We start from the raw sequence: 17,002 nt of genomic DNA, 5'->3' as shown, positions 1-17,002 counted from the left end.
ACAAGTGACCCATGAGTCGGCCGGATTACATCCCGAGTCTCGATGGCCTGCGCGGTGTCGCTGCGCTTCTGGTCGTTGGAGCCCATATTGGCCTTATCTTTCCGATCACAGCTCCGCATCTCGTGACGATGGGCGACGAAGCTGTCGGTCTATTTTTTGCTCTCAGCGGCTTCCTGATGGCTCATCTCTACGGCTCACGGCCGGTTACGAGAGAAAATGTGCTGGATTTTCTGGTGAGCCGCTTTGCCCGCATCTATCCGGTTTACCTGGCGGCTGTCATTCTCGTGGCGATGCTGTCGAGCATGCAAAATCTGGATTTTATTCAGCCGATCGTTAGTGGCACGGACTTTGTACGTCATATCTTTCTTCTCGGCTCGAGTGGTGTTTTCTGGTCGATACCACCCGAGATCCAGTTCTATCTGCTCTTTCCTGTCCTGTGGCTTTGCTTGGCCCAGCCGCACCGCTATAGCGGCATAATTGTGGGCCTCACCGTGGCCGTCGTCGTGGATGGCCTGGGAGGATTGCCAGGCCCGGGAATCCTGCTCGTCTCCAAGCTCCCTTACTTTCTGTTCGGCGCACTTGCCGGAATGATGCATTCCTACTGGAACAGCTGGATTCCATCTGCCCTCACAGGCATTTTAACGCTCTTCGCTCTGGCGGTGTTTTTCACTTACCGGCATATCTTGCCCGGCTTTTCCCCGGAATTTTGGAGCCTGCAAAGTGCGGTGGCCGCGGCCGTCATTGTCGGGCTCGTCGCTCGACAGCCTCCCATCGCAGCCCGTGTCCTGGCAGCTGGGCCGGTACGGTTTTTCGGAAAGATCAGCTTTTCACTTTACCTTTTCCATGTGCCCGTCATGTTCCTGGCGCGTCTGACTTTTGATGCATTGATGCCGGAACCGGCGCTCATCATGGTGACGCTTTTCGTTGCGGCAGTCGGGGCATGGTTCATCCACGAGACGATCGAGGTTCCAGGCCGACGGTGGCTGGTCCAGCTATGGCAGGATAGTCGCTCGCGTCTGGTTTGGCGCGAAACTCCAGTTGGCCAAATGAACCGCGCTATCCTCGACCTGCAGGAGATCGAAAAACGCCTGCTGAACGGGGCAACGTCAAACATGGTCGATCAACGACAGATCTCGACGACGTCCACCCCACCGGATGGAGCTGACGGCACGGTCATTCAAGATGATCGTAACGAGAAGCTTCGCGCATAGCGCAGTTGCCGCTCGTCGTCATTGACTTCGTATTGCGCTCAGAGTTCTTGGGCCAGTCCGATGAGAAGCCCTTCAGGCCCGCGGATGTAGCAGAGCCGATACGTGTCTTGATAGTCCACGACTTCGCCTACGAGCTGCGCGCCGCGCTTGCGCAGCCTATCAAGCGTCTCATTGATGTCGTCAACGGCGAACATGACGCGGAGGTAGCCGAGCGCGTTGACCGGGGCGTTGCGGTGATCTGCGACGACAGGCGGCGTGAGAAAGCGAGAGAGCTCGAGCCGGCTATGGCCATCCGGTGTGCGCATCATGGCAATCTCGACATGCTGATTGCCCAGTCCAGTGACACGTCCGGCCCACTCTCCTTCGATCGTGGCCCGCCCTTCCAGCTCGAGGCCGAGCTCGCGAAAGAAATCAATCGTCACTCCGAGGTCTTCGACGACGATTCCTACGTTGTCCATCCGTTTGAGCGCCATGTGTCCAATCTCCCAATCTGCAAGGTGTCGTCTAGCATCGACGTCAGCAGGACATTGGGAGGCGATGCAGACTGTCAAGATAAGGCAACCGGTTCTTTCTCCGCCTGGGCTTCATTGAATGCAGCAATGATTGGTAAGACGGGCCGCTTGGTTTAGCGCATGACCCCAAAATCGGATTCGATTTTCGGAGGGGATTATGCGCACACTCAAACTGCCAGCGCGTCCTACGGGACACGCGGCGCTCCAGTGTGCGGCCGGAATGTCGCACCGGCTCCACGCGATGTCGGTGTGCTGCACGGATTCGAAACCGACCTCGCTTAAGCTTGCATCCTCATATTCAGAAGGCGCACCCATGTTTCTCTCGGTATTCGATGTCTTCAAGATCGGTGTCGGGCCGTCGAGTTCACACACGATGGGTCCGATGTCGGCCGCCAACCGCTTTCTCGAGCTGATCCTGTCGAACGAATGGCCGCGCCCGTCATCGGGCGCACAGGTCACGGCCATCAAGGTCAGCCTGCACGGCTCGCTCGCCCATACCGGCATCGGCCACGGCACGGGCAGGGCTGTCATTCTCGGGTTGATGGGCGAGGCGCCCGACAGCGTCGATCCCGACCGGATGGACGGCATCGTCGACACAGTGGAGCGCACCGACCGCATCACGCCGGATGGGCATCCCGCGTATCAGTTCCAGCCGAAAACCGACTTGGTCTTCGACAAGAAACAGCCATTGCCCGGCCATGCAAACGGCATGGTCTTTTCCGCCTTTGACAGAGACGGCCGGCTGCTCGTCAAGCGCGTCTATTATTCGGTCGGCGGCGGCTTCGTCGTCACCGACACCGAGCTGGAACAGATGCGAGCGAAGAAGAACGCGGCCGGCGGAACGCGCGTATCCTATCCGTTCTCCACCGCCAAGCAGATGCTCGAAATGGCGGAGCGCTCCGGGCTGTCGATCGCGCAGATGAAGCGGGCGAACGAGGAGAGCCAGCGCTCACGCGAGGAGCTCGATCAGGGGCTCGACCGCATCTGGGAGGCGATGCGGTCCTGCATCGAGCGTGGCCTCAAGGTCGATGGCATCATGCCCGGCGGCCTCAACGTCAAGCGCCGCGCCCGCAGGATTCACGACAAGCTGGAGGAGGAGTGGCGCAGCAACCGCGTCAACCCGCTGCTCGCCAACGATTGGCTGAGCGTCTATGCGATGGCCGTCAACGAGGAGAATGCAGCCGGCGGGCGTGTCGTCACGGCGCCGACCAACGGGGCGGCCGGCGTCATTCCGGCAACGATCCGCTACTATGAGCATTTCCACGAGGACTGGGACCAGAACGGCATCCGCGACTACCTGCTGACGGCCGCTGCCATCGGCGGCATCATCAAGCACAATGCCTCGATCTCGGGCGCCGAGGTCGGCTGTCAGGGCGAGGTCGGCTCGGCTGCGGCGATGGCCGCCGCTGGCCTTGCCGCCGTCATGGGGGGCACGCCGGAGCAGATCGAAAACGCTGCCGAGATTGCGCTCGAACATCATCTCGGCATGACCTGCGATCCGGTCGCGGGCCTGGTGCAGGTTCCCTGCATCGAGCGCAACGCGCTCGGCGCGGTCAAGGCGGTCACCGCGGCATCGCTTGCCGTCAAGGGCGACGGCCAGCATTTCGTGCCGCTCGATGCCTGTATCGAGACGATGCGCCAGACCGGCCACGACATGAGCGAGAAATACAAGGAGACCTCGACCGGAGGTCTTGCGGTCAACGTCGTTGAATGCTGAGTTTGTGGACGCTTGACGTTACAGCACCATGCGTCCTTTCAGACGCGCAAAGGACGCTTGTAACACTTTGAACTGCTGCATAATTTCATCCTTAGATCGATTCCGGTCTAAGAATAAAATTGTGCTCGAGGTGCTTGACGCTCGCTGCCAAAAGGATTTCAACGGCGGCATGGCATTGCATCTCATCAAACTCTGCGTCGGCGCCGACTCGATCGACGATCTGCGCGAATGGGTGGCGGAACGCTCACTGCGCGCCATTGCCGCCGGCCTCGAGCCGCATTCGGTGCATACGACGCGCATGGCGCCGAAACGCATGGAGGAACTGCTTGACGGCGGCTCGCTCTACTGGGTGATCAAGGGGCAGGTGCAGGCCAGGCAGAAGCTGCTCGGCATCGAGACCTTCACGGACGGCGAGGGCATCTCGCGCTGCCGCCTGATGCTCGGCCCGGAGGTCATCGAGACGGCCGTGCAGCCGAAACGTCCCTTCCAGGGCTGGCGTTATTACAGTGAAGATGACGTACCGCGCGACCTGACAAGTCTTGGCGCCGGCATTGCCGAAATGCCCGCTGATCTTCGCCGCGAACTCACGGACCTTGGTCTGCTCTAATCCCCGGAAATCGAAGCGGACTTCCGGAAAGGTTTATGCGTGGGTTGAAGGTGACGGCGTGCCCCGTTCGGGCACGCGGCACTCCGCAGCTCAGCGCAGGCGCAGCTGCACCGGCGCGCTGCCGCCGGGGGATGTCACATGCAGGTGGATGCGGGCTTCGGGTTGGGAGTAGCGCCAGGCGCGCGCACCATGGCACAGCAGCAGATTGATAAGATCCCGGGTCTTCGGAGACTTCGCCTTCGGTCGTTGCAGGCCAATCTCGGCAAGGCGCAAAGCCGCCTCGTGCAGCGGATGCAGAGATGAGCGCCCCTTGGCCGCCATGCGGCGGTCTGAAGGCATTCCTGGAAAATTCTCATTAATCGCCATTGTTTTCCCCGTACGCAATACTGATCGAGTTCAAGAATGGTGGCCGGAAACGCAAACACCGATTCCGGCCGTCACCAATGCCGCCGGCGATTTTGCAGGCAGCATCGAATAGCTCATTGGGCAGCCGCCCAGCACTTGATGCCGGCCTTCTTCAAGGCCTTGCAGGCGTTGACGGCATCGCGCTGATCGTCGAAGCCGCCAAAGCGAGCGCGGTAAAGCTGATCACCACCAGCGGCGTAGGCGACCGCGAAGGGCTTCGCCGAGGCCAGCGCTCTACCGCCCTTGCTCTTGGCGCTCTCTAGGAGATCCATGGCCATCTGCCGGTTCGGCGAGACGCCGACCTGCACAACCCAGCCGCTGGGACCATCGCTGGTTGAAGCGGCGCCAGTCGAAGTGGGAGAAGTGGGAGTGGTCGAGGCGGTGGTGACCTCATCGACCGAGGTATCGCCCTGTTCCGGCGGCATATAGGCGGGCGCCGGCGTCGGCACGGCGACCGATGCCTGCTGCTTGAAGGTCATCGTCTTGACTTTGGTCGGCGCCGGCATCGGCTGGGCTACCAGCGGATTGTCGGATTTCGACTGAGCGGTCTCGGCGTAGGCAACCTCGGTCTCGGCGACCTGATAACGCGCATCCGGCAGCGGGCCTTTGTGCGGCAGGCTGAGATCGGCGGCTGCGGCCGAAACTGGCGGCTGCGCTGCGGTGATCGTCTTTGCGATCTGCTGTTGGGCCATTTGCGGCTGAACTTTCTGCTGGACCTTCTGCGGCTGGACCGGAGCGGGTGTCTCGATCATCGCCGGGGCAGGGGCTGCCTGGGCAATCAGCGCCGACGACCCGCCGCGGCTCGATGCCTTCGGCAGATAGGTGGCGATCAGATTGCGCATCTGGGCATCGCGGGCGGGCGTCGAGGCGCCGCCGAGCACGACGCCGACGATCGACTTGCCGTCTACCTGCACCGAGCTCACCAAATTGAAACCGGCAGCGCGCGTGTAACCAGTCTTGATCCCGTCGACGCCGCGCACCGAACCGACCAGGCGGTTGTGGCTGCGGATCGTGCGGCTGCCGAACTTGAAGGCGCGAGTGGAGAAATAGCCGTAATATTGCGGGAAATGCTGGCGAAGGGCGATGCCGAGGCGAGCCTGATCGCGCGCCGTCGTCATCTGCGCCGTATTCGGCAGGCCGTTGGCGTTGCGATAGGTGGTGCGCGTCATGCCAAGCGCATGCGCCTTGGCGGTCATCAGCTGGGCGAAACGATCCTCGCTGCCGCCGCCCAGCATTTCGCCGAGCGCGGTTGCGGCATCATTGGCCGACAGGGTAACGAGACCGAGAATGCCCTGCTCGACGGTGATCGTGCCGCCGGCGCGGACGCCGAGCTTGGTGGGCGCCTGGGCTGCCGCATGAGCGGAGAAGGGGACGGGCGTATCGAGGCGAATGCGGCCCTGCTCCAATGCCTCGAAGGTCATGTAGATGGTCATCATCTTGGTCAGGGAGGCGGGGTATTGCAGCCGGTCGGCATTCTCGCTGTAGAGAACGTTGCCGGTCTTGGCGTCGACGACGATGCCTGCATATTTCGAATTCGCCGCTTCTGCGTCGGCATTTACCGAATCGACCAGGACGATCGTGACGGCCACCGAAAGGATCGCCAGCAGCTTTGCCAGAAAATTGCCGGATCGGGACGATGATACGGAGGAGGCTGACCTTGACACTATTCCACTCTTCTCTTGCATTTCAGATATTTTGCATTTCAGATTTTGGCAGGAACCGCACACCTCCCGCCGCACAGCTCGTCTTCTAAAATTACCGGTTGGGCGTTACCAATCCGTTTATGATGAATCGTTTATTTCGCTGTCAGGGGAGCATTTTAGGGTGTTGTCGCAGAACGGTTCACAAGACGCGTTTCCACAAAGGTGCGGATAGCGGCATCAATATGTTCCCAGTCGTCGAGATGGCTGCTCGAAAAGCGGTAGAGAACGCTGAGATCCCTGCCGACCTTGATATCGCGTTGACAATCTCCGCTCGCCGCCTTGTCCGGGGCTGAAGGCAAAATGCAGCGCACGACGTAATTCGGCCCGCCCTCGACGGGCGCCGTCAGCAGTACCTCGTCGCCATAACCCGCATCGGCGCGAAGACGATGCAGCGTCAGGCGGTTGCGGAAGGGCTCGGCCGGTCCTTCGATCAGATGCGAATAGATCGGTTCCAGCCGCCCGGACATGTCGCGCGACATGGTGCTCTGGGTAACCTGCAGGAAGATCAGCCCGGAGGATTGGGCGACATCGTCGAATCGAAGGTGGTTTTCCTTGCCGTAACCCTGCATCTCAGGCCAGGCGAGGTAGAGATCGACGCGTTCGGCGGCGCCTTCATGCCTCTGGCTAGGAAAGCGGATGGCGTTCTCGGGGAATTTCACGGTGTCGCGGCCGATGGCCAGCATGATTTCAACCGTGCTGTCGGTGTTGCCGGCAAGCGAGATGTGGCGGCCGAACCAACGGCCGCCGATGCTGATGGCAACTGTCAGGACCGCCAGAACAGCGATCGCCGCCATCGTGCGGAGGAGAAATCCCATGGAAAAAAGCGGCTGCTCGTCGGGTGCGCTGTGCGCGGCATGGCTCATGGCGGTTCTTCGCGTTTCGGTCCGCCGCAGGAAGAACATGAGCCGCCGGTGCCGATGATGAATCTCACCGCCATGATCGAGCCGGCAAGGTTAACAATTCGCTAAGATACTGGTGAGGTAAGGCTTTAAAAGAGGGCGAGCCGTTCCCGGGACAGCGGGAACGGCTCTTGGGCACCGGTCGGGACGGGATGCGGGGACTGACCGGGCCGCAGGCTGCAGCCGACTAGAACAGGATGATTTTAGGCCGCTCGGCCGAAAAATCTGAATCCTGTTCTTGAGCATGATGTCGTCCGAAAACCGCTCACGCTTTTCGGCATCATGATCTAGCCGGCAGGCTGTTCTTACTTGACGCTACCGACCGCGACAGCGCGGCCGTCTTGAAGCTTTGACCAGCGGGCCGGATCGTCGGCGGACTGGCGCTTCAAATAGGTGTATTCTGTATCCGACCACAGCAGCACCTTGTTGCGCATGTTGTCGAGGATGAAGTCGCCGTGATCGGTGCGAACCGTCAGTACGGCATGGCCTTCGCCATTCGGCTGCAGCACGACGGTGATCAGCGTATCGGACGGCGAGAAACCGTCGTCGATCAGCATCTTGCGCTTCAGCAGGGCGTAATCCTCGCAATCGCCGACGGTGCGCGGATAGGCCCAGTGCTCCTCGACACCGTAGATCTGCTCGTCCGTCATCGGCTGGATCGTCGAATTGACGGTGTAGTTGACCTTGAGAATTTCCTTCCAGCGATCCTCGGTGAGGATGGCCGGTCCGGCATCGCCGCCGACTTCGACACATTCTGTCGGATTCGCCTTGCAGAATTCGTAATGCCCGATCGGCGGGCTGGCATTGCCTGCCAGGGCCATGCTGGCGGGCATCGCCTGTCCCGAGCCCACCATAGCCGTCATAATGGCACCGGCCAGAAGGCCGCCTTTCAGGATATTCGCGCTTGTCATTGCCGTCTCCCCGTAAGTTGAGGTGACAATGGCACAGACGTTTTTATCTCACGGAAAATTACGCAATAGAATTAAAGGCTTAGTTGATTCAAATGCCGATAAAACTTGGCTAAAAACAAACTTGAATGCGAGTAAAATTCGATGCGGATTTGTCTCGAATTCGATTAAAACTGTAATGCACGCAACAAGGCTTTCGCCCGCGAAAAGGTTGCGTTGCCGTCCTCATGTTAAGGATTTTCGTTAAGCCGGATAACTTCCGGCGGCCGGCCGGCGACGTGCGGTCGACCGTCGACGCAGCCGGAATCGACCGATTCGACCGGTTCAAAAGCAGAATGTCGCTCAGATCGCCGATTCCGACGGGAAATTATTTTTGAGGAAAATCGCGAAATCGATCGGTGGCGGCGACGATCGCCGCGCTCATATCGGGATTTCCGGTGGAATGGGCAGCATGCGGAAGGATGCTGAGCTCGCTTTGCGGCCAGGCGCGGGCGAGTTCCCAGGCAGTGACAAGCGGCGCCTCGATGTCGAACCTTCCCTGCAGCAGGATGCCGGGAATGCCGGTGAGCCGCGTGGCATTCTTCAAAAGTTGGGCGTCCTCCAGCCAGGCGCCGTTGCTGAAGTAGTGGGTGATGATGCGGGCGCGCGTCAGTAAATAGGTGGGGTCGGCCCAGCGGCGCAGTAGGCCTTGGGGATCGGCGAGCAGAATCGAGGCCGCCTCCCAACCATGCCAGTCGCGCGCCGCCTTGAGGCGCGTTTCCGGGTCCGGATCGTTGAGGAGACGATGATAGGCGGCCACCATGTCCTCGTCTACTCCCTGAATCGCTGGGGCAGCCGCCTGGCGGAAACGGTGCCATTCTTCCGGAAAGAGCGGCGCCATGCGCCGATAGAGCCAGTCGATTTCCGAGAGGCGAGTGGTGGTCACGCCTGCGATGACGATCGCCGCGACCCGCTCCGGATGAGTTTCGGCATAGGCGAGCGCCAGCGTCGAGCCCCAGGAATTGCCGAAAAGGAGCCAGGTGTCGATGCCGAGACCGGCGCGCAGCCGTTCGATATCGGCAACGAGATGCCAGGTGGTGTTGAGGGAGAGATCGGTTTGCGGATCGGCAGCGCTCGGCAGGCTGCGGCCGCAATTGCGCTGATCGAACAGAATGATTCGATAGGCATCGGGATCGAAATAGCACCTCGCCATGGTCGAACAGCCGGAGCCAGGGCCGCCGTGCAGCACCAGTGCCGGGCGGCCCGTCGGATTGCCGCAGGCCTCCCAATAGATCAGATTGCCGTCGCCCGTATCAAGCAAGCCGTGATCATAGGTTTCGATTTCGGGATAGAGAACTGACATGGGCCACCTGCGATCGAGCCGGGCCTTATCCGTCATATCCGTGACGAACGAATGACGAGCGAGGGCGAGGCATTTTCGAACGCAAAATCACTGCACATTTTGGGCAACCTCACCGAGTGCAGATCGGTGTCGCAGCTTGTTCCACTCATAATACTATCTGCCGACTGGGTGGAACGACTTGCGACAGGATTTCGCGCCTGCTTTCCAAAGCCAGATTCGTTGCCGCTTGCAAATCTCTTGCCGTGACGTGCAGGCCTTTCAACACGACCTGACAGAGTGTGCGCCGGACCTGGCAATCGCGTTCGATGAACGTCCGTCGAAAATTGCGCCCCGCCGCGGAACCCCCGGAAAGGCAGCGCCATCTTCCGCAGCTTTTAAAGGAATTCGCGCAGCGTCTCGCGGGACTGGATCGACAGGAATTCGATTGCCACACCTTCGACGAAGTGGCGTACGACGCGACCGCGCATGTTGCCGAGCCGCACCGCCGTTCCGATCGAAGGGCGCATTTCGACGTCGACGGCAGCGCCCGACAGCGAAAGGTCCATGATGCGGCAGAAATAACGCGTGCCGTCCTCGAGCGTCAGCTCGGTCTTCGTGTCACGTGGGGTCAGGCGGTCGTGGCGCCGATCTTCCGGCAGGCCGAGTTCATGCTTGTTGGCAAGCCAGGTGAGCTGGGCCGCGAGCTTCTCGCGTTTCCGGTCGGTGGCGTTGATCGACATGGTGAAGCCGCGGCCATCGATCGTCTGGACATAACCTTCGACACGGCCGAGATGGTCGATATAGGCGACGACGCGTTCGTTGGCGCGCGGCCGGCCGGGGCAGGTGACGTACATGTCGCCAGGCGACATGTCGATCACCATGCATTCGAATTCCTCGTAGTTCGCAAGCATCAGCCGGCCCTGCATATTGATGGGCACGCGCTGGAAAACGCCCTGTTCAGGGCGCGGCGCAGGTCGTTGCGTCTGAGCTGGCTGGAACGAGTGCATCAAAGGGCTTCTTCATGAAAATCGCAGAGACCGATCTTTACCTGCAATCCATTAACAGAAGGTTGTTTCGCGCCGTCCCGACATAGCGGAAAACGAGTATATCCGGTGTCCTAAAATGGGACCCTCAGCGCGCCTCCACGCTCAGCAGCTGCGACACCATGCGGCGCATGACCTGGCCGAAATGGATGCTTTTGCCAGCGACGATCTTGTTGATCGGTCGCAGCTCGGCCGGTGCTGCATTGGCGAACTTTCCGGGGAGCAGGCGGCTGCGGTCGAGCGCCAGGAATTCGAGCGGTACGATCTCCAGCCAGCTCGCCGCCGCTGTCGGCGCGATCGCGCCGAGCAGCCGGTCGCAGGCCCCGTCCGGCGAACGCAGCGGCATCATGATAATCTCGAAGGAGGCCTGATGACCGACGGTGCTATAGCCGGTGGCGTTGAACAGGGCCGGCATGGCATGATCCATGACGCCCATCGCCGTGCGTTCGATGTCCTTGTGCTGACCATTTGCCCAGAGAGACGAAAAACGTTCGCTGCGCAGATCACGCCCGAAGAGATCGCAGATGCGGGTGCCGGCCAGCCGGAAACCGATGTCTCCGCCGTCGCGCCTCTCAAGAATGAACAGATTCTGGAGCAGGTGGGGGACGGCGGAGGGCTCGACCTGTGATTTCAGCGGCGCATCGGCAGCGCCGCGGATACGGTTCCAGTAGTCAAAAATTTCGATGGTCGTTTGCACACGCATTTCACACCAACCTGTCTCATTCCGGAGCATTTTCGGGCAGTCATTGCCCGTACAGACTCTACCTTGCGGATTTCATGCCAAATCACGGCGGTTAAGGTTAAGAGATGGTTTCGGTTGAGATGCAGTGCCTGTCGTGACATTGTCCCGCATCGCTTCGACTTTCGGAGTTCAGCACAACCTGCCCGGGCCCAAGTCTTTCCTTGAGCTCCCGGTCCGCCGCCCGGCACTTCGGGCGGCTTTTTTTTTAACAGGCGCTCCTGTATGGCTGTGGCCTCAACGAGGCAAAACACAGATGAATGAGCAGACGGCCGAGCCGCATAAGGCGCCAGAACCTCCCGAGGTCCAGCCACCGGCACGGCCACCGCGCGAACCGGTCTTTAATCTTCCACCGGCACTGCTCTTCAGCCTTTGCCTGCTTGGTATCATCTATGCGGTGCAGGAGCTCCTGCTGTCCGACGATGCGCTGAACTGGCTGTTCTTCACCTTCGGCTTCGTTCCCGCCCGTTATGTGATTCCGCTGTCGCAGCAGGGACCGGAGCTGTTCTGGACGCCGGTCACCTATTCGCTGCTGCACGGCAGCGTCCAGCATATCCTCTTCAACGCTTTCTGGCTGATGGCCTTCGGCGCGCCGGTCGTGCGCCGCATCGGGACGCTACGCTTCGTGCTCTTCTGGGTCTTTTCCGCCATTGCATCAGCCGCCCTGCACGCGGTCCTGAACTGGGGGGACGTGTCGCTGCTGATCGGCGCGTCGGGCGTCATCTCCGGGCTGATGGGCGCCGCCTGCCGATTCGCCTTTCCGGCCGAACGACGGCCGATGGCACCGGCGCATCTCAATCCCCGGCTTTCCATCGTCGAGGCGCTGAAGAGCCGCACCGTCATCATCTTCATGCTGCTCTGGCTGGTCGGCAATGCGCTGATCGCCGTCGGCATCCCTCTCGTCGGCGATAGCGACCAGCCGATTGCCTGGGACGCACATATCGGCGGCTTCGTCTTCGGCTTCCTGCTGTTTTCGCTGTTCGATCGGGCGCCGCGCCCGCCTGTGATGGAACCCGCCGGAATGGAGAAGGATATGTTGCAATCCTGAGCCGGGCAGTGCACGATCTACCTATCCGCGATGGGGGGAGAAACCGCCGCGGATGCCTGTGACAAGTGTTTCACGGACATAGGAGGTTCGAATGACCAGTTCAGTCAAAGCAATCCTCGACCTGAAGGGCAGGGACGTCGTCACCGCCGGGCCGAACGCCACCGTCGCCGAGGCGGCCGCCATCCTCAGCAAGAAGAAGATCGGCGCCATCGTCGTCGTCGGCATGGAGAACCGGATTTCAGGCATGTTCACCGAGCGCGATCTCGTGCATGCGATCGCCAAACACGGCAAGGACGGCTTGGACCAGGCGCTGGCCAAGGTCATGACCGCGAAGGTCTACCGCTGCCATGAGGAGACGACCGTCAACGAGCTTATGGAGCTGATGACCAGCCGCCGTTTCCGTCACGTGCCGGTGGAAAGCAACGGCAAGCTTGCCGGCATCATTTCGATTGGCGACGTGGTGAAATCGCGCATCGCCGAAGTCGAGCGTGAGGCCGAGGAAATCAAGGCCTATATCGCCGGCTGAGGTTTTCGCCGGCCATGCTCGACCGATGTCGTTGTCGCAAAACCGCTGCAGGCTTGTGGACGGCCTGCATCAGGGGTGGCTGGCGTAGACTTCCTGCATGCGCTTGATCTCGGGGAGCCTGGCTCTGGCTTCCTCGTAGCCGCGTTCGATCGCCTCGCCAGCCCGGTGAAATTCGGAAAGGCCGATATAGCTGAGACGCGGCTGCAGCGAAATATCAGGCGGGTCGCCGGCAAGGCGGGCGCGGGCAATCCTGTCCTGGATGATGTTGAAGGCCTGCACCATGACGCCGGTCATGCCGAGGCGCGCATAGGGCGCTTCTTCCTGTTTCTGCACTTCCTGGGCCGACAGGCTGGCATTGTGCCGGACGACGGCCGAGCGGCCGTAGAGATCGTAATTGAGATTGACGGCGACGACGAGCGGCTGCTCGTAGGCGCGGCAGACGGAGACGGGGACGGGATTGACGAGTGCGCCGTCGACCAGCGTGCGGTGATTGCTGCGCACCGGCTCGAAAATGCCAGGCAGGGCATAGGAGGCGCGCAGCGCCGTAATCAGCGAACCATTGGCGATCCAGACCTCGTGACCGGTATTGACCTCGGCCGCGACCGCAACGAACGGCCGATCGAGATCCTCGACGTTCAGGCCTTCGAGATGTTCCTGCATGCGCTTGGTCAGCCGCATGCCGCCGAACAGGCCACTGCCGCCGATGGTGAGATCAAGGAGACTTGCGATGCGGCGCATTGTCAGCGAGCGCGCGAAGCTTTCGAGTTCATCGAGTTTGCCGGCGAGATAACAGCCACCGACCAGCGCGCCGATCGAGGTGCCGGCAATCATGCCGATCTCGACCCTTGCCTCGTCGAGTGCGCGCAGCACACCGATATGGGCCCAGCCGCGGGCAGCGCCGCCGCCGAGTGCCAGCGCGATCTTGATTTTCTTTTGAGGCGCCGGAGGTGGGAGCATCTCGAGCGTCGTCGACATATCGGAACCGGAACCCTCGCCTTCAGAGCTTTGACGATGCAGACTCCAGCTCAGCATGGCGCTCTCCCCTCCCAGCAGAACACTTGGTTCCCGATAGTGTGCCCGATCAGTTTCCAAATGGTATATAGAAGCTGTTTCTGGCGCAATAAGGAGCAAATGCCGGGAAATTCTGGCTATTTTCCGTAGACATCCTGCGGATCGAAATGAAGCTCGTCGTCGACGATATCAAGCATCGGCTTTCCGTCTCGAAGCGTGATCGTCCGGTAGAAACAGGAGCGGCGGCCGGTGTGACAGGTGGCGTCGTGGCCGGCGACCTCGACCTTCAGCCAGATAGCGTCCTGATCGCAATCTGTGCGGATTTCTTTGACCGTCTGGAGATTGCCCGAGGTCTCGCCCTTCTTCCAGAGCTTGCCGCGCGAACGGCTGAAATAATGCGCCGTGCCGGTCTGGATGGTCAGCGCCAGCGCCTGGGCATTCATATGCGCCACCATCAACAGCTCGCCATCGCCGGCGTCGGTGACGATCGCGGTGATCAGGCCACGGTCGTCGAAACGCGGCGTGAAATCGCCGGCGTCTTCCAGCGCCGACTTGTCCTCGGATGGTTGATTGAAGATCAGTTGACTCATCGCGGCCCTCCTGAGGGAGCCGGTATCAGCGGCTCCGCACCATGGTCATGAAACGGGCCTGATCGGCCGGCTCAGTCTTGAACGTTCCCGTAAACATCGTCGTCAACGTGGTCGAGCCCTGCTTCTGAACGCCGCGCATCGCCATGCACATATGTTCGGCCTCGATCAGCACTGCGACACCGCGCGGATTCAGCGTATCGTCGATTGCCCGGGCGATCTGGGCGGTCATCGTTTCCTGGGTCTGCAACCGACGGCCATAGATCTCGACGACACGGGCAATCTTCGACAGGCCGAGCACACGCCCGTCCGGCATGTAGGCAACGTGGGCCTTGCCGATGATCGGCACCATGTGGTGTTCGCAATGCGAGTAGAACGGAATATCCTTGACGAGGACCATGTCGTCGTAACCGGCGACCTCCTCGAAGGTGCGGCCGAGCACGTCTTCCGCCGCCATGTCGTAACCGGAAAAAAGCTCGCGGTACGATTTGACGACGCGGGCCGGCGTTTCGAGCAGGCCTTCACGCGTCGGGTCGTCGCCGGCCCAGCGCAACAGAACGCGAACGGCTTCCTCCGCCTCCTGCTGGGAGGGGCGATCCGAGTCGCGGTTCGTCTGCGGAAAGTTTTTTACGATTGCGTCCATGAACAATGGTCTCCTGGTCCGCACCGCGGACCCATCTGTCGGAATCGCCACTGGTCATCCCATGCGGGAATTCATGCACCTTTGGCAGGCTCCGGGGCTTTCAGGGCACATTCAGCCCGTCCGGCACGGTTTCCCAATCAAACTTACACGAGGCCATTGCATTTTCATGGCCTTCGAACGACATACATATAGGAAGACGGCCATTATATGTAAGTATCCTCAGACGACACGGTGTGTTTTTTGTTTTGACGACAATAACACCCCTGCAGAGGCCGATCCGCAGCGATCTTGGAGCGGAAATCCAGTATGGATGACATCTACAACAGCAAAATCCTCGAATTCGCCGGCAATATTCCGCTGACCGGAACGCTTGATGATGCCGATGCGAGCGCCCAGGCCCATTCCAAGCTCTGCGGCTCGAAGGTGCGGATCTGGCTGAAGATGGACGGGGATACCGTGACCGGCTTTGCCCATGAGGTGAAGGCCTGCGCGCTCGGACAGGCCTCGTCCTCGATCATGGCCCGCCATGTCGTCGGCGCCACATCGGGCGAATTGCGCCAGGCGCGCCAGGACATGCTTGCCATGTTGAAGGCGGACGGGGCCGGGCCTCAGGGACGCTTCGAAGACATGCGTTATCTGCTGCCGGTGCGCGACTACAGGGCCCGCCATGCCTCGACGATGCTGACCTTCGATGCGGTCGTCGATGCGATCGGGCAGATCGAGGCGAAACGGGCGGAAGTTGTCGAGGCATAACCGAGATGTGCGAATTCTGCGCCCCGCAGGCTGACGATGAGGATGACGGCGGCGCCGCCGGACCCGAAAAGCCGCGCGAAAAGGCCGCACGCACCTCCCGCAACTATGCCGGTCCGTTCCGCAAGACCCCCGACCGTCTGCTCGGCATGGGGCTCGTCCGCCTCTACCAGCTGACGCTGTCCGGCTTCATCGGCAATTCCTGCCGCCATATCCCGACCTGCTCCGAATATGGCTACGAGTCGATCGCCCGCCACGGCCTTTGGGCCGGCGGCTGGATGACGCTGTTTCGCGTCGGCCGCTGCGGCCCGGGCGGCACCAGCGGCCTCGACCAGGTGCCGGAGATGCTCGGCGACAGCTTCCGCTGGTGGACGCCGTGGCGTTATCTCGCCCTCGGACGCAAGAGAGGCTGACCGCCGTGACGATGCCCGGCGAATACAGGCGTGCATCGGAAGACTTTGACCATTATCTCGATGATATCAGAGCCGATACGCTGATCGACAGCCGAAATGTGGTCTACATCATGACCCAAGGGGTCTTTCAGACGTTCCGCCGCCGCCTCGATGTGGCAGACGCGCTCCGGTTCGCCGATGTGCTGCCGCCGGTGCTGCGTGCGATCTTCGTCGCCGACTGGAATCCCGACGAGGCCAAACGGTCCTTCGAGGATCGTGCGCCGATGACGCGGGAGGTGCAGTCACTGCGCGGTGACCATAACTTTTCCCCCGACACAGCCATCCGAGACGTGGCGATGGCTGTGCGAAAACATGTCGACGCCGCCGCATTCGACAGAGTGCTGAAGACCTTGCCCGACGGCGCAGAGGAGTTCTGGCAGCCATGAGCACCTTCATCGCCCTTCTGCACAGCATTGTCCTGGCGCCCGACCGCCGCGTCGTCATGCAGGATTTGCGCGCACTTGCCGAAGAGCTCGGTTATCGCGAGCCGCGCACGCTGGTTTCCACAGGCAATCTCGTCTTCGAGGCCGACGAGATGCGGCCGCACGAACTCGAAGTAGCCCTCGAGGAGGGGTTTGAAGAAAAGTTCGGCAAACATGTCGATATCATCGTGCGCAGCGACTGCACCTGGATGGCGCTTTGCAGCACCAATCCCTTCAAGGACGGCAATGGTGACCAGGTCATCGTCCGGGTGATGCGCCTGCCGGTCGACCCCAAGAAGGTGGAGGCGCTGAAACCGCTGATGACGGAGGGACAGCGCATCGCCGTCGTCGGCGGCGATCTCTGGATCGATTTCGCCGGCAAGCCGAGCCAGTCCAAGCTGCTTTCGGCGCTGACCACCAAGCGGCTCGGCGTCGGTACGATGCGCAACTGGAACACCGTGCGTGGGCTGACTGAAATGATCATATAGCCCGGGCTTC

20 protein-coding genes are annotated in these 17,002 nt (G+C 61.0%); 9 read left to right on the top strand and 11 right to left on the bottom strand.

All coding sequences use genetic code 11. The features are described 5' to 3' along the window. Window positions 1-11 precede the first annotated feature (11 nt). Entirely contained in the window at window positions 12-1,211 is a 1,200-nt protein-coding gene (locus N2A41_RS10600) for an acyltransferase family protein (RefSeq protein ID WP_260110896.1), read from the top strand. Between the two features lie 38 nt (window positions 1,212-1,249). Here the strand turns inward: N2A41_RS10600 and N2A41_RS10595 are convergent, their stop codons facing one another. Beyond that, complete coding sequence (locus N2A41_RS10595; protein WP_222385080.1) at window positions 1,250-1,684, bottom strand: VOC family protein; 435 nt, start codon at window positions 1,682-1,684, stop codon at window positions 1,250-1,252. Between the two features lie 352 nt (window positions 1,685-2,036). Between N2A41_RS10595 and N2A41_RS10590 the strand changes: the two genes are divergently transcribed. Both N2A41_RS10590 and N2A41_RS10585 read left to right on the top strand, forming a co-directional pair. After that, entirely contained in the window at window positions 2,037-3,440 is a 1,404-nt protein-coding gene (locus N2A41_RS10590; protein WP_260110895.1) for an L-serine ammonia-lyase, read from the top strand. Between the two features lie 169 nt (window positions 3,441-3,609). Beyond that, the gene (locus N2A41_RS10585; protein WP_260110894.1) at window positions 3,610-4,047 is read left to right on the top strand and encodes a DUF1489 family protein; all 438 of its coding nucleotides are present in this window, start codon (window positions 3,610-3,612) and stop codon (window positions 4,045-4,047) included. A 90-nt stretch (window positions 4,048-4,137) separates the two neighbouring features. Here N2A41_RS10585 and N2A41_RS10580 read toward each other — a convergent pair whose 3' ends face one another. The 7 genes from N2A41_RS10580 to N2A41_RS10550 form a co-directional block, all read right to left on the bottom strand. Further along, a complete protein-coding gene (locus N2A41_RS10580) occupies window positions 4,138-4,413 on the bottom strand; it encodes a hypothetical protein (protein WP_170261440.1) in 276 nt (91 codons plus the stop codon). Between the two features lie 113 nt (window positions 4,414-4,526). Beyond that, window positions 4,527-6,137, bottom strand: coding sequence for a D-alanyl-D-alanine carboxypeptidase (locus tag N2A41_RS10575; protein ID WP_260110893.1), 1,611 nt, complete (start codon window positions 6,135-6,137; stop codon window positions 4,527-4,529). A 134-nt stretch (window positions 6,138-6,271) separates the two neighbouring features. Further along, complete coding sequence (locus N2A41_RS10570) at window positions 6,272-7,057, bottom strand: hypothetical protein (RefSeq protein WP_260110892.1); 786 nt, start codon at window positions 7,055-7,057, stop codon at window positions 6,272-6,274. Between the two features lie 302 nt (window positions 7,058-7,359). Then, window positions 7,360-7,965: a transglutaminase-like cysteine peptidase gene (locus N2A41_RS10565; RefSeq protein WP_260110891.1), complete on the bottom strand. Its 606-nt coding sequence runs from the start codon at window positions 7,963-7,965 to the stop codon at window positions 7,360-7,362. A gap of 364 nt (window positions 7,966-8,329) precedes the next feature. After that, window positions 8,330-9,304: a prolyl aminopeptidase gene (pip, locus tag N2A41_RS10560; protein WP_260110890.1), complete on the bottom strand. Its 975-nt coding sequence runs from the start codon at window positions 9,302-9,304 to the stop codon at window positions 8,330-8,332. 374 nt (window positions 9,305-9,678) lie between these two features. After that, window positions 9,679-10,290, bottom strand: a complete 612-nt coding sequence (locus N2A41_RS10555) for a PilZ domain-containing protein (protein ID WP_017964411.1) — start codon at window positions 10,288-10,290, stop codon at window positions 9,679-9,681. Window positions 10,291-10,414: 124 nt separating this feature from the next. Then, a complete protein-coding gene (locus tag N2A41_RS10550; RefSeq protein WP_222385073.1) occupies window positions 10,415-11,059 on the bottom strand; it encodes a PAS domain-containing protein in 645 nt (214 codons plus the stop codon). Between the two features lie 262 nt (window positions 11,060-11,321). On the opposite strand from N2A41_RS10550, the gene N2A41_RS10545 reads away from it, so the two are divergent. Further along, complete coding sequence (locus tag N2A41_RS10545) at window positions 11,322-12,113, top strand: rhomboid family intramembrane serine protease (RefSeq protein ID WP_162117111.1); 792 nt, start codon at window positions 11,322-11,324, stop codon at window positions 12,111-12,113. Window positions 12,114-12,204: 91 nt separating this feature from the next. After that, a complete protein-coding gene (locus N2A41_RS10540) occupies window positions 12,205-12,639 on the top strand; it encodes a CBS domain-containing protein (protein ID WP_260110889.1) in 435 nt (144 codons plus the stop codon). Window positions 12,640-12,708: 69 nt separating this feature from the next. On the opposite strand, the gene N2A41_RS10535 is transcribed toward N2A41_RS10540, so the two are convergent. From N2A41_RS10535 to folE, 3 genes are all read right to left on the bottom strand, one after another. Further along, window positions 12,709-13,671 (bottom strand): patatin-like phospholipase family protein, encoded by a 963-nt coding sequence (locus N2A41_RS10535; protein WP_017964407.1) that lies wholly within the window; start codon window positions 13,669-13,671, stop codon window positions 12,709-12,711. A gap of 116 nt (window positions 13,672-13,787) precedes the next feature. Then, window positions 13,788-14,240 (bottom strand): phosphoribosyl-AMP cyclohydrolase, encoded by a 453-nt coding sequence (gene hisI / locus N2A41_RS10530; protein ID WP_017964406.1) that lies wholly within the window; start codon window positions 14,238-14,240, stop codon window positions 13,788-13,790. Between the two features lie 25 nt (window positions 14,241-14,265). After that, window positions 14,266-14,880 (bottom strand): GTP cyclohydrolase I FolE, encoded by a 615-nt coding sequence (gene folE / locus N2A41_RS10525; protein WP_260110888.1) that lies wholly within the window; start codon window positions 14,878-14,880, stop codon window positions 14,266-14,268. Between the two features lie 306 nt (window positions 14,881-15,186). On the opposite strand from folE, the gene N2A41_RS10520 reads away from it, so the two are divergent. The 4 genes from N2A41_RS10520 to N2A41_RS10505 are packed head-to-tail and all read left to right on the top strand — an operon-like array spanning window position 15,187 to window position 16,992. After that, entirely contained in the window at window positions 15,187-15,633 is a 447-nt protein-coding gene (locus N2A41_RS10520; RefSeq protein ID WP_260110887.1) for an iron-sulfur cluster assembly scaffold protein, read from the top strand. Between the two features lie 5 nt (window positions 15,634-15,638). After that, window positions 15,639-16,043: a membrane protein insertion efficiency factor YidD gene (yidD, locus tag N2A41_RS10515; protein ID WP_222294856.1), complete on the top strand. Its 405-nt coding sequence runs from the start codon at window positions 15,639-15,641 to the stop codon at window positions 16,041-16,043. Beyond that, window positions 16,040-16,468 (top strand): DUF2267 domain-containing protein, encoded by a 429-nt coding sequence (locus tag N2A41_RS10510; RefSeq protein WP_260111128.1) that lies wholly within the window; start codon window positions 16,040-16,042, stop codon window positions 16,466-16,468. The genes yidD and N2A41_RS10510 overlap by 4 nt, the downstream gene beginning before the upstream one ends. Further along, window positions 16,465-16,992, top strand: coding sequence for a DUF1697 domain-containing protein (locus tag N2A41_RS10505; RefSeq protein WP_170282317.1), 528 nt, complete (start codon window positions 16,465-16,467; stop codon window positions 16,990-16,992). The genes N2A41_RS10510 and N2A41_RS10505 overlap by 4 nt, the downstream gene beginning before the upstream one ends. Window positions 16,993-17,002 lie beyond the last annotated feature (10 nt).

Origin of the sequence: Rhizobium sp. SRDI969, from assembly GCF_025152725.1 — a bacterium.
Classification (GTDB): Bacteria; Pseudomonadota; Alphaproteobacteria; order Rhizobiales; family Rhizobiaceae; genus Rhizobium; species Rhizobium leguminosarum_I.
This window is presented reverse-complemented; position numbering and strand designations above follow the sequence as displayed.

What these genes read in the sequence shown, in the direction of transcription:
- N2A41_RS10600 (WP_260110896.1), top strand. Translation starts at nt 12, where the DNA reads ATGAGTCGGCCGGATTACATCCCGAGTCTCGATGGCCTGCGCGGTGTC.
- N2A41_RS10595 (WP_222385080.1), bottom strand. Translation starts at nt 1,684, where the DNA reads ATGGCGCTCAAACGGATGGACAACGTAGGAATCGTCGTCGAAGACCTC.
- N2A41_RS10590 (WP_260110895.1), top strand. Translation starts at nt 2,037, where the DNA reads ATGTTTCTCTCGGTATTCGATGTCTTCAAGATCGGTGTCGGGCCGTCG.
- N2A41_RS10585 (WP_260110894.1), top strand. Translation starts at nt 3,610, where the DNA reads ATGGCATTGCATCTCATCAAACTCTGCGTCGGCGCCGACTCGATCGAC.
- N2A41_RS10580 (WP_170261440.1), bottom strand. Translation starts at nt 4,413, where the DNA reads ATGGCGATTAATGAGAATTTTCCAGGAATGCCTTCAGACCGCCGCATG.
- N2A41_RS10575 (WP_260110893.1), bottom strand. Translation starts at nt 6,137, where the DNA reads ATGCAAGAGAAGAGTGGAATAGTGTCAAGGTCAGCCTCCTCCGTATCA.
- N2A41_RS10570 (WP_260110892.1), bottom strand. Translation starts at nt 7,057, where the DNA reads ATGTTCTTCCTGCGGCGGACCGAAACGCGAAGAACCGCCATGAGCCAT.
- N2A41_RS10565 (WP_260110891.1), bottom strand. Translation starts at nt 7,965, where the DNA reads ATGACAAGCGCGAATATCCTGAAAGGCGGCCTTCTGGCCGGTGCCATT.
- pip (WP_260110890.1), bottom strand. Translation starts at nt 9,304, where the DNA reads ATGTCAGTTCTCTATCCCGAAATCGAAACCTATGATCACGGCTTGCTT.
- N2A41_RS10555 (WP_017964411.1), bottom strand. Translation starts at nt 10,290, where the DNA reads ATGCACTCGTTCCAGCCAGCTCAGACGCAACGACCTGCGCCGCGCCCT.
- N2A41_RS10550 (WP_222385073.1), bottom strand. Translation starts at nt 11,059, where the DNA reads ATGCTCCGGAATGAGACAGGTTGGTGTGAAATGCGTGTGCAAACGACC.
- N2A41_RS10545 (WP_162117111.1), top strand. Translation starts at nt 11,322, where the DNA reads ATGAATGAGCAGACGGCCGAGCCGCATAAGGCGCCAGAACCTCCCGAG.
- N2A41_RS10540 (WP_260110889.1), top strand. Translation starts at nt 12,205, where the DNA reads ATGACCAGTTCAGTCAAAGCAATCCTCGACCTGAAGGGCAGGGACGTC.
- N2A41_RS10535 (WP_017964407.1), bottom strand. Translation starts at nt 13,671, where the DNA reads ATGCTGAGCTGGAGTCTGCATCGTCAAAGCTCTGAAGGCGAGGGTTCC.
- hisI (WP_017964406.1), bottom strand. Translation starts at nt 14,240, where the DNA reads ATGAGTCAACTGATCTTCAATCAACCATCCGAGGACAAGTCGGCGCTG.
- folE (WP_260110888.1), bottom strand. Translation starts at nt 14,880, where the DNA reads ATGGACGCAATCGTAAAAAACTTTCCGCAGACGAACCGCGACTCGGAT.
- N2A41_RS10520 (WP_260110887.1), top strand. Translation starts at nt 15,187, where the DNA reads ATGGATGACATCTACAACAGCAAAATCCTCGAATTCGCCGGCAATATT.
- yidD (WP_222294856.1), top strand. Translation starts at nt 15,639, where the DNA reads ATGTGCGAATTCTGCGCCCCGCAGGCTGACGATGAGGATGACGGCGGC.
- N2A41_RS10505 (WP_170282317.1), top strand. Translation starts at nt 16,465, where the DNA reads ATGAGCACCTTCATCGCCCTTCTGCACAGCATTGTCCTGGCGCCCGAC.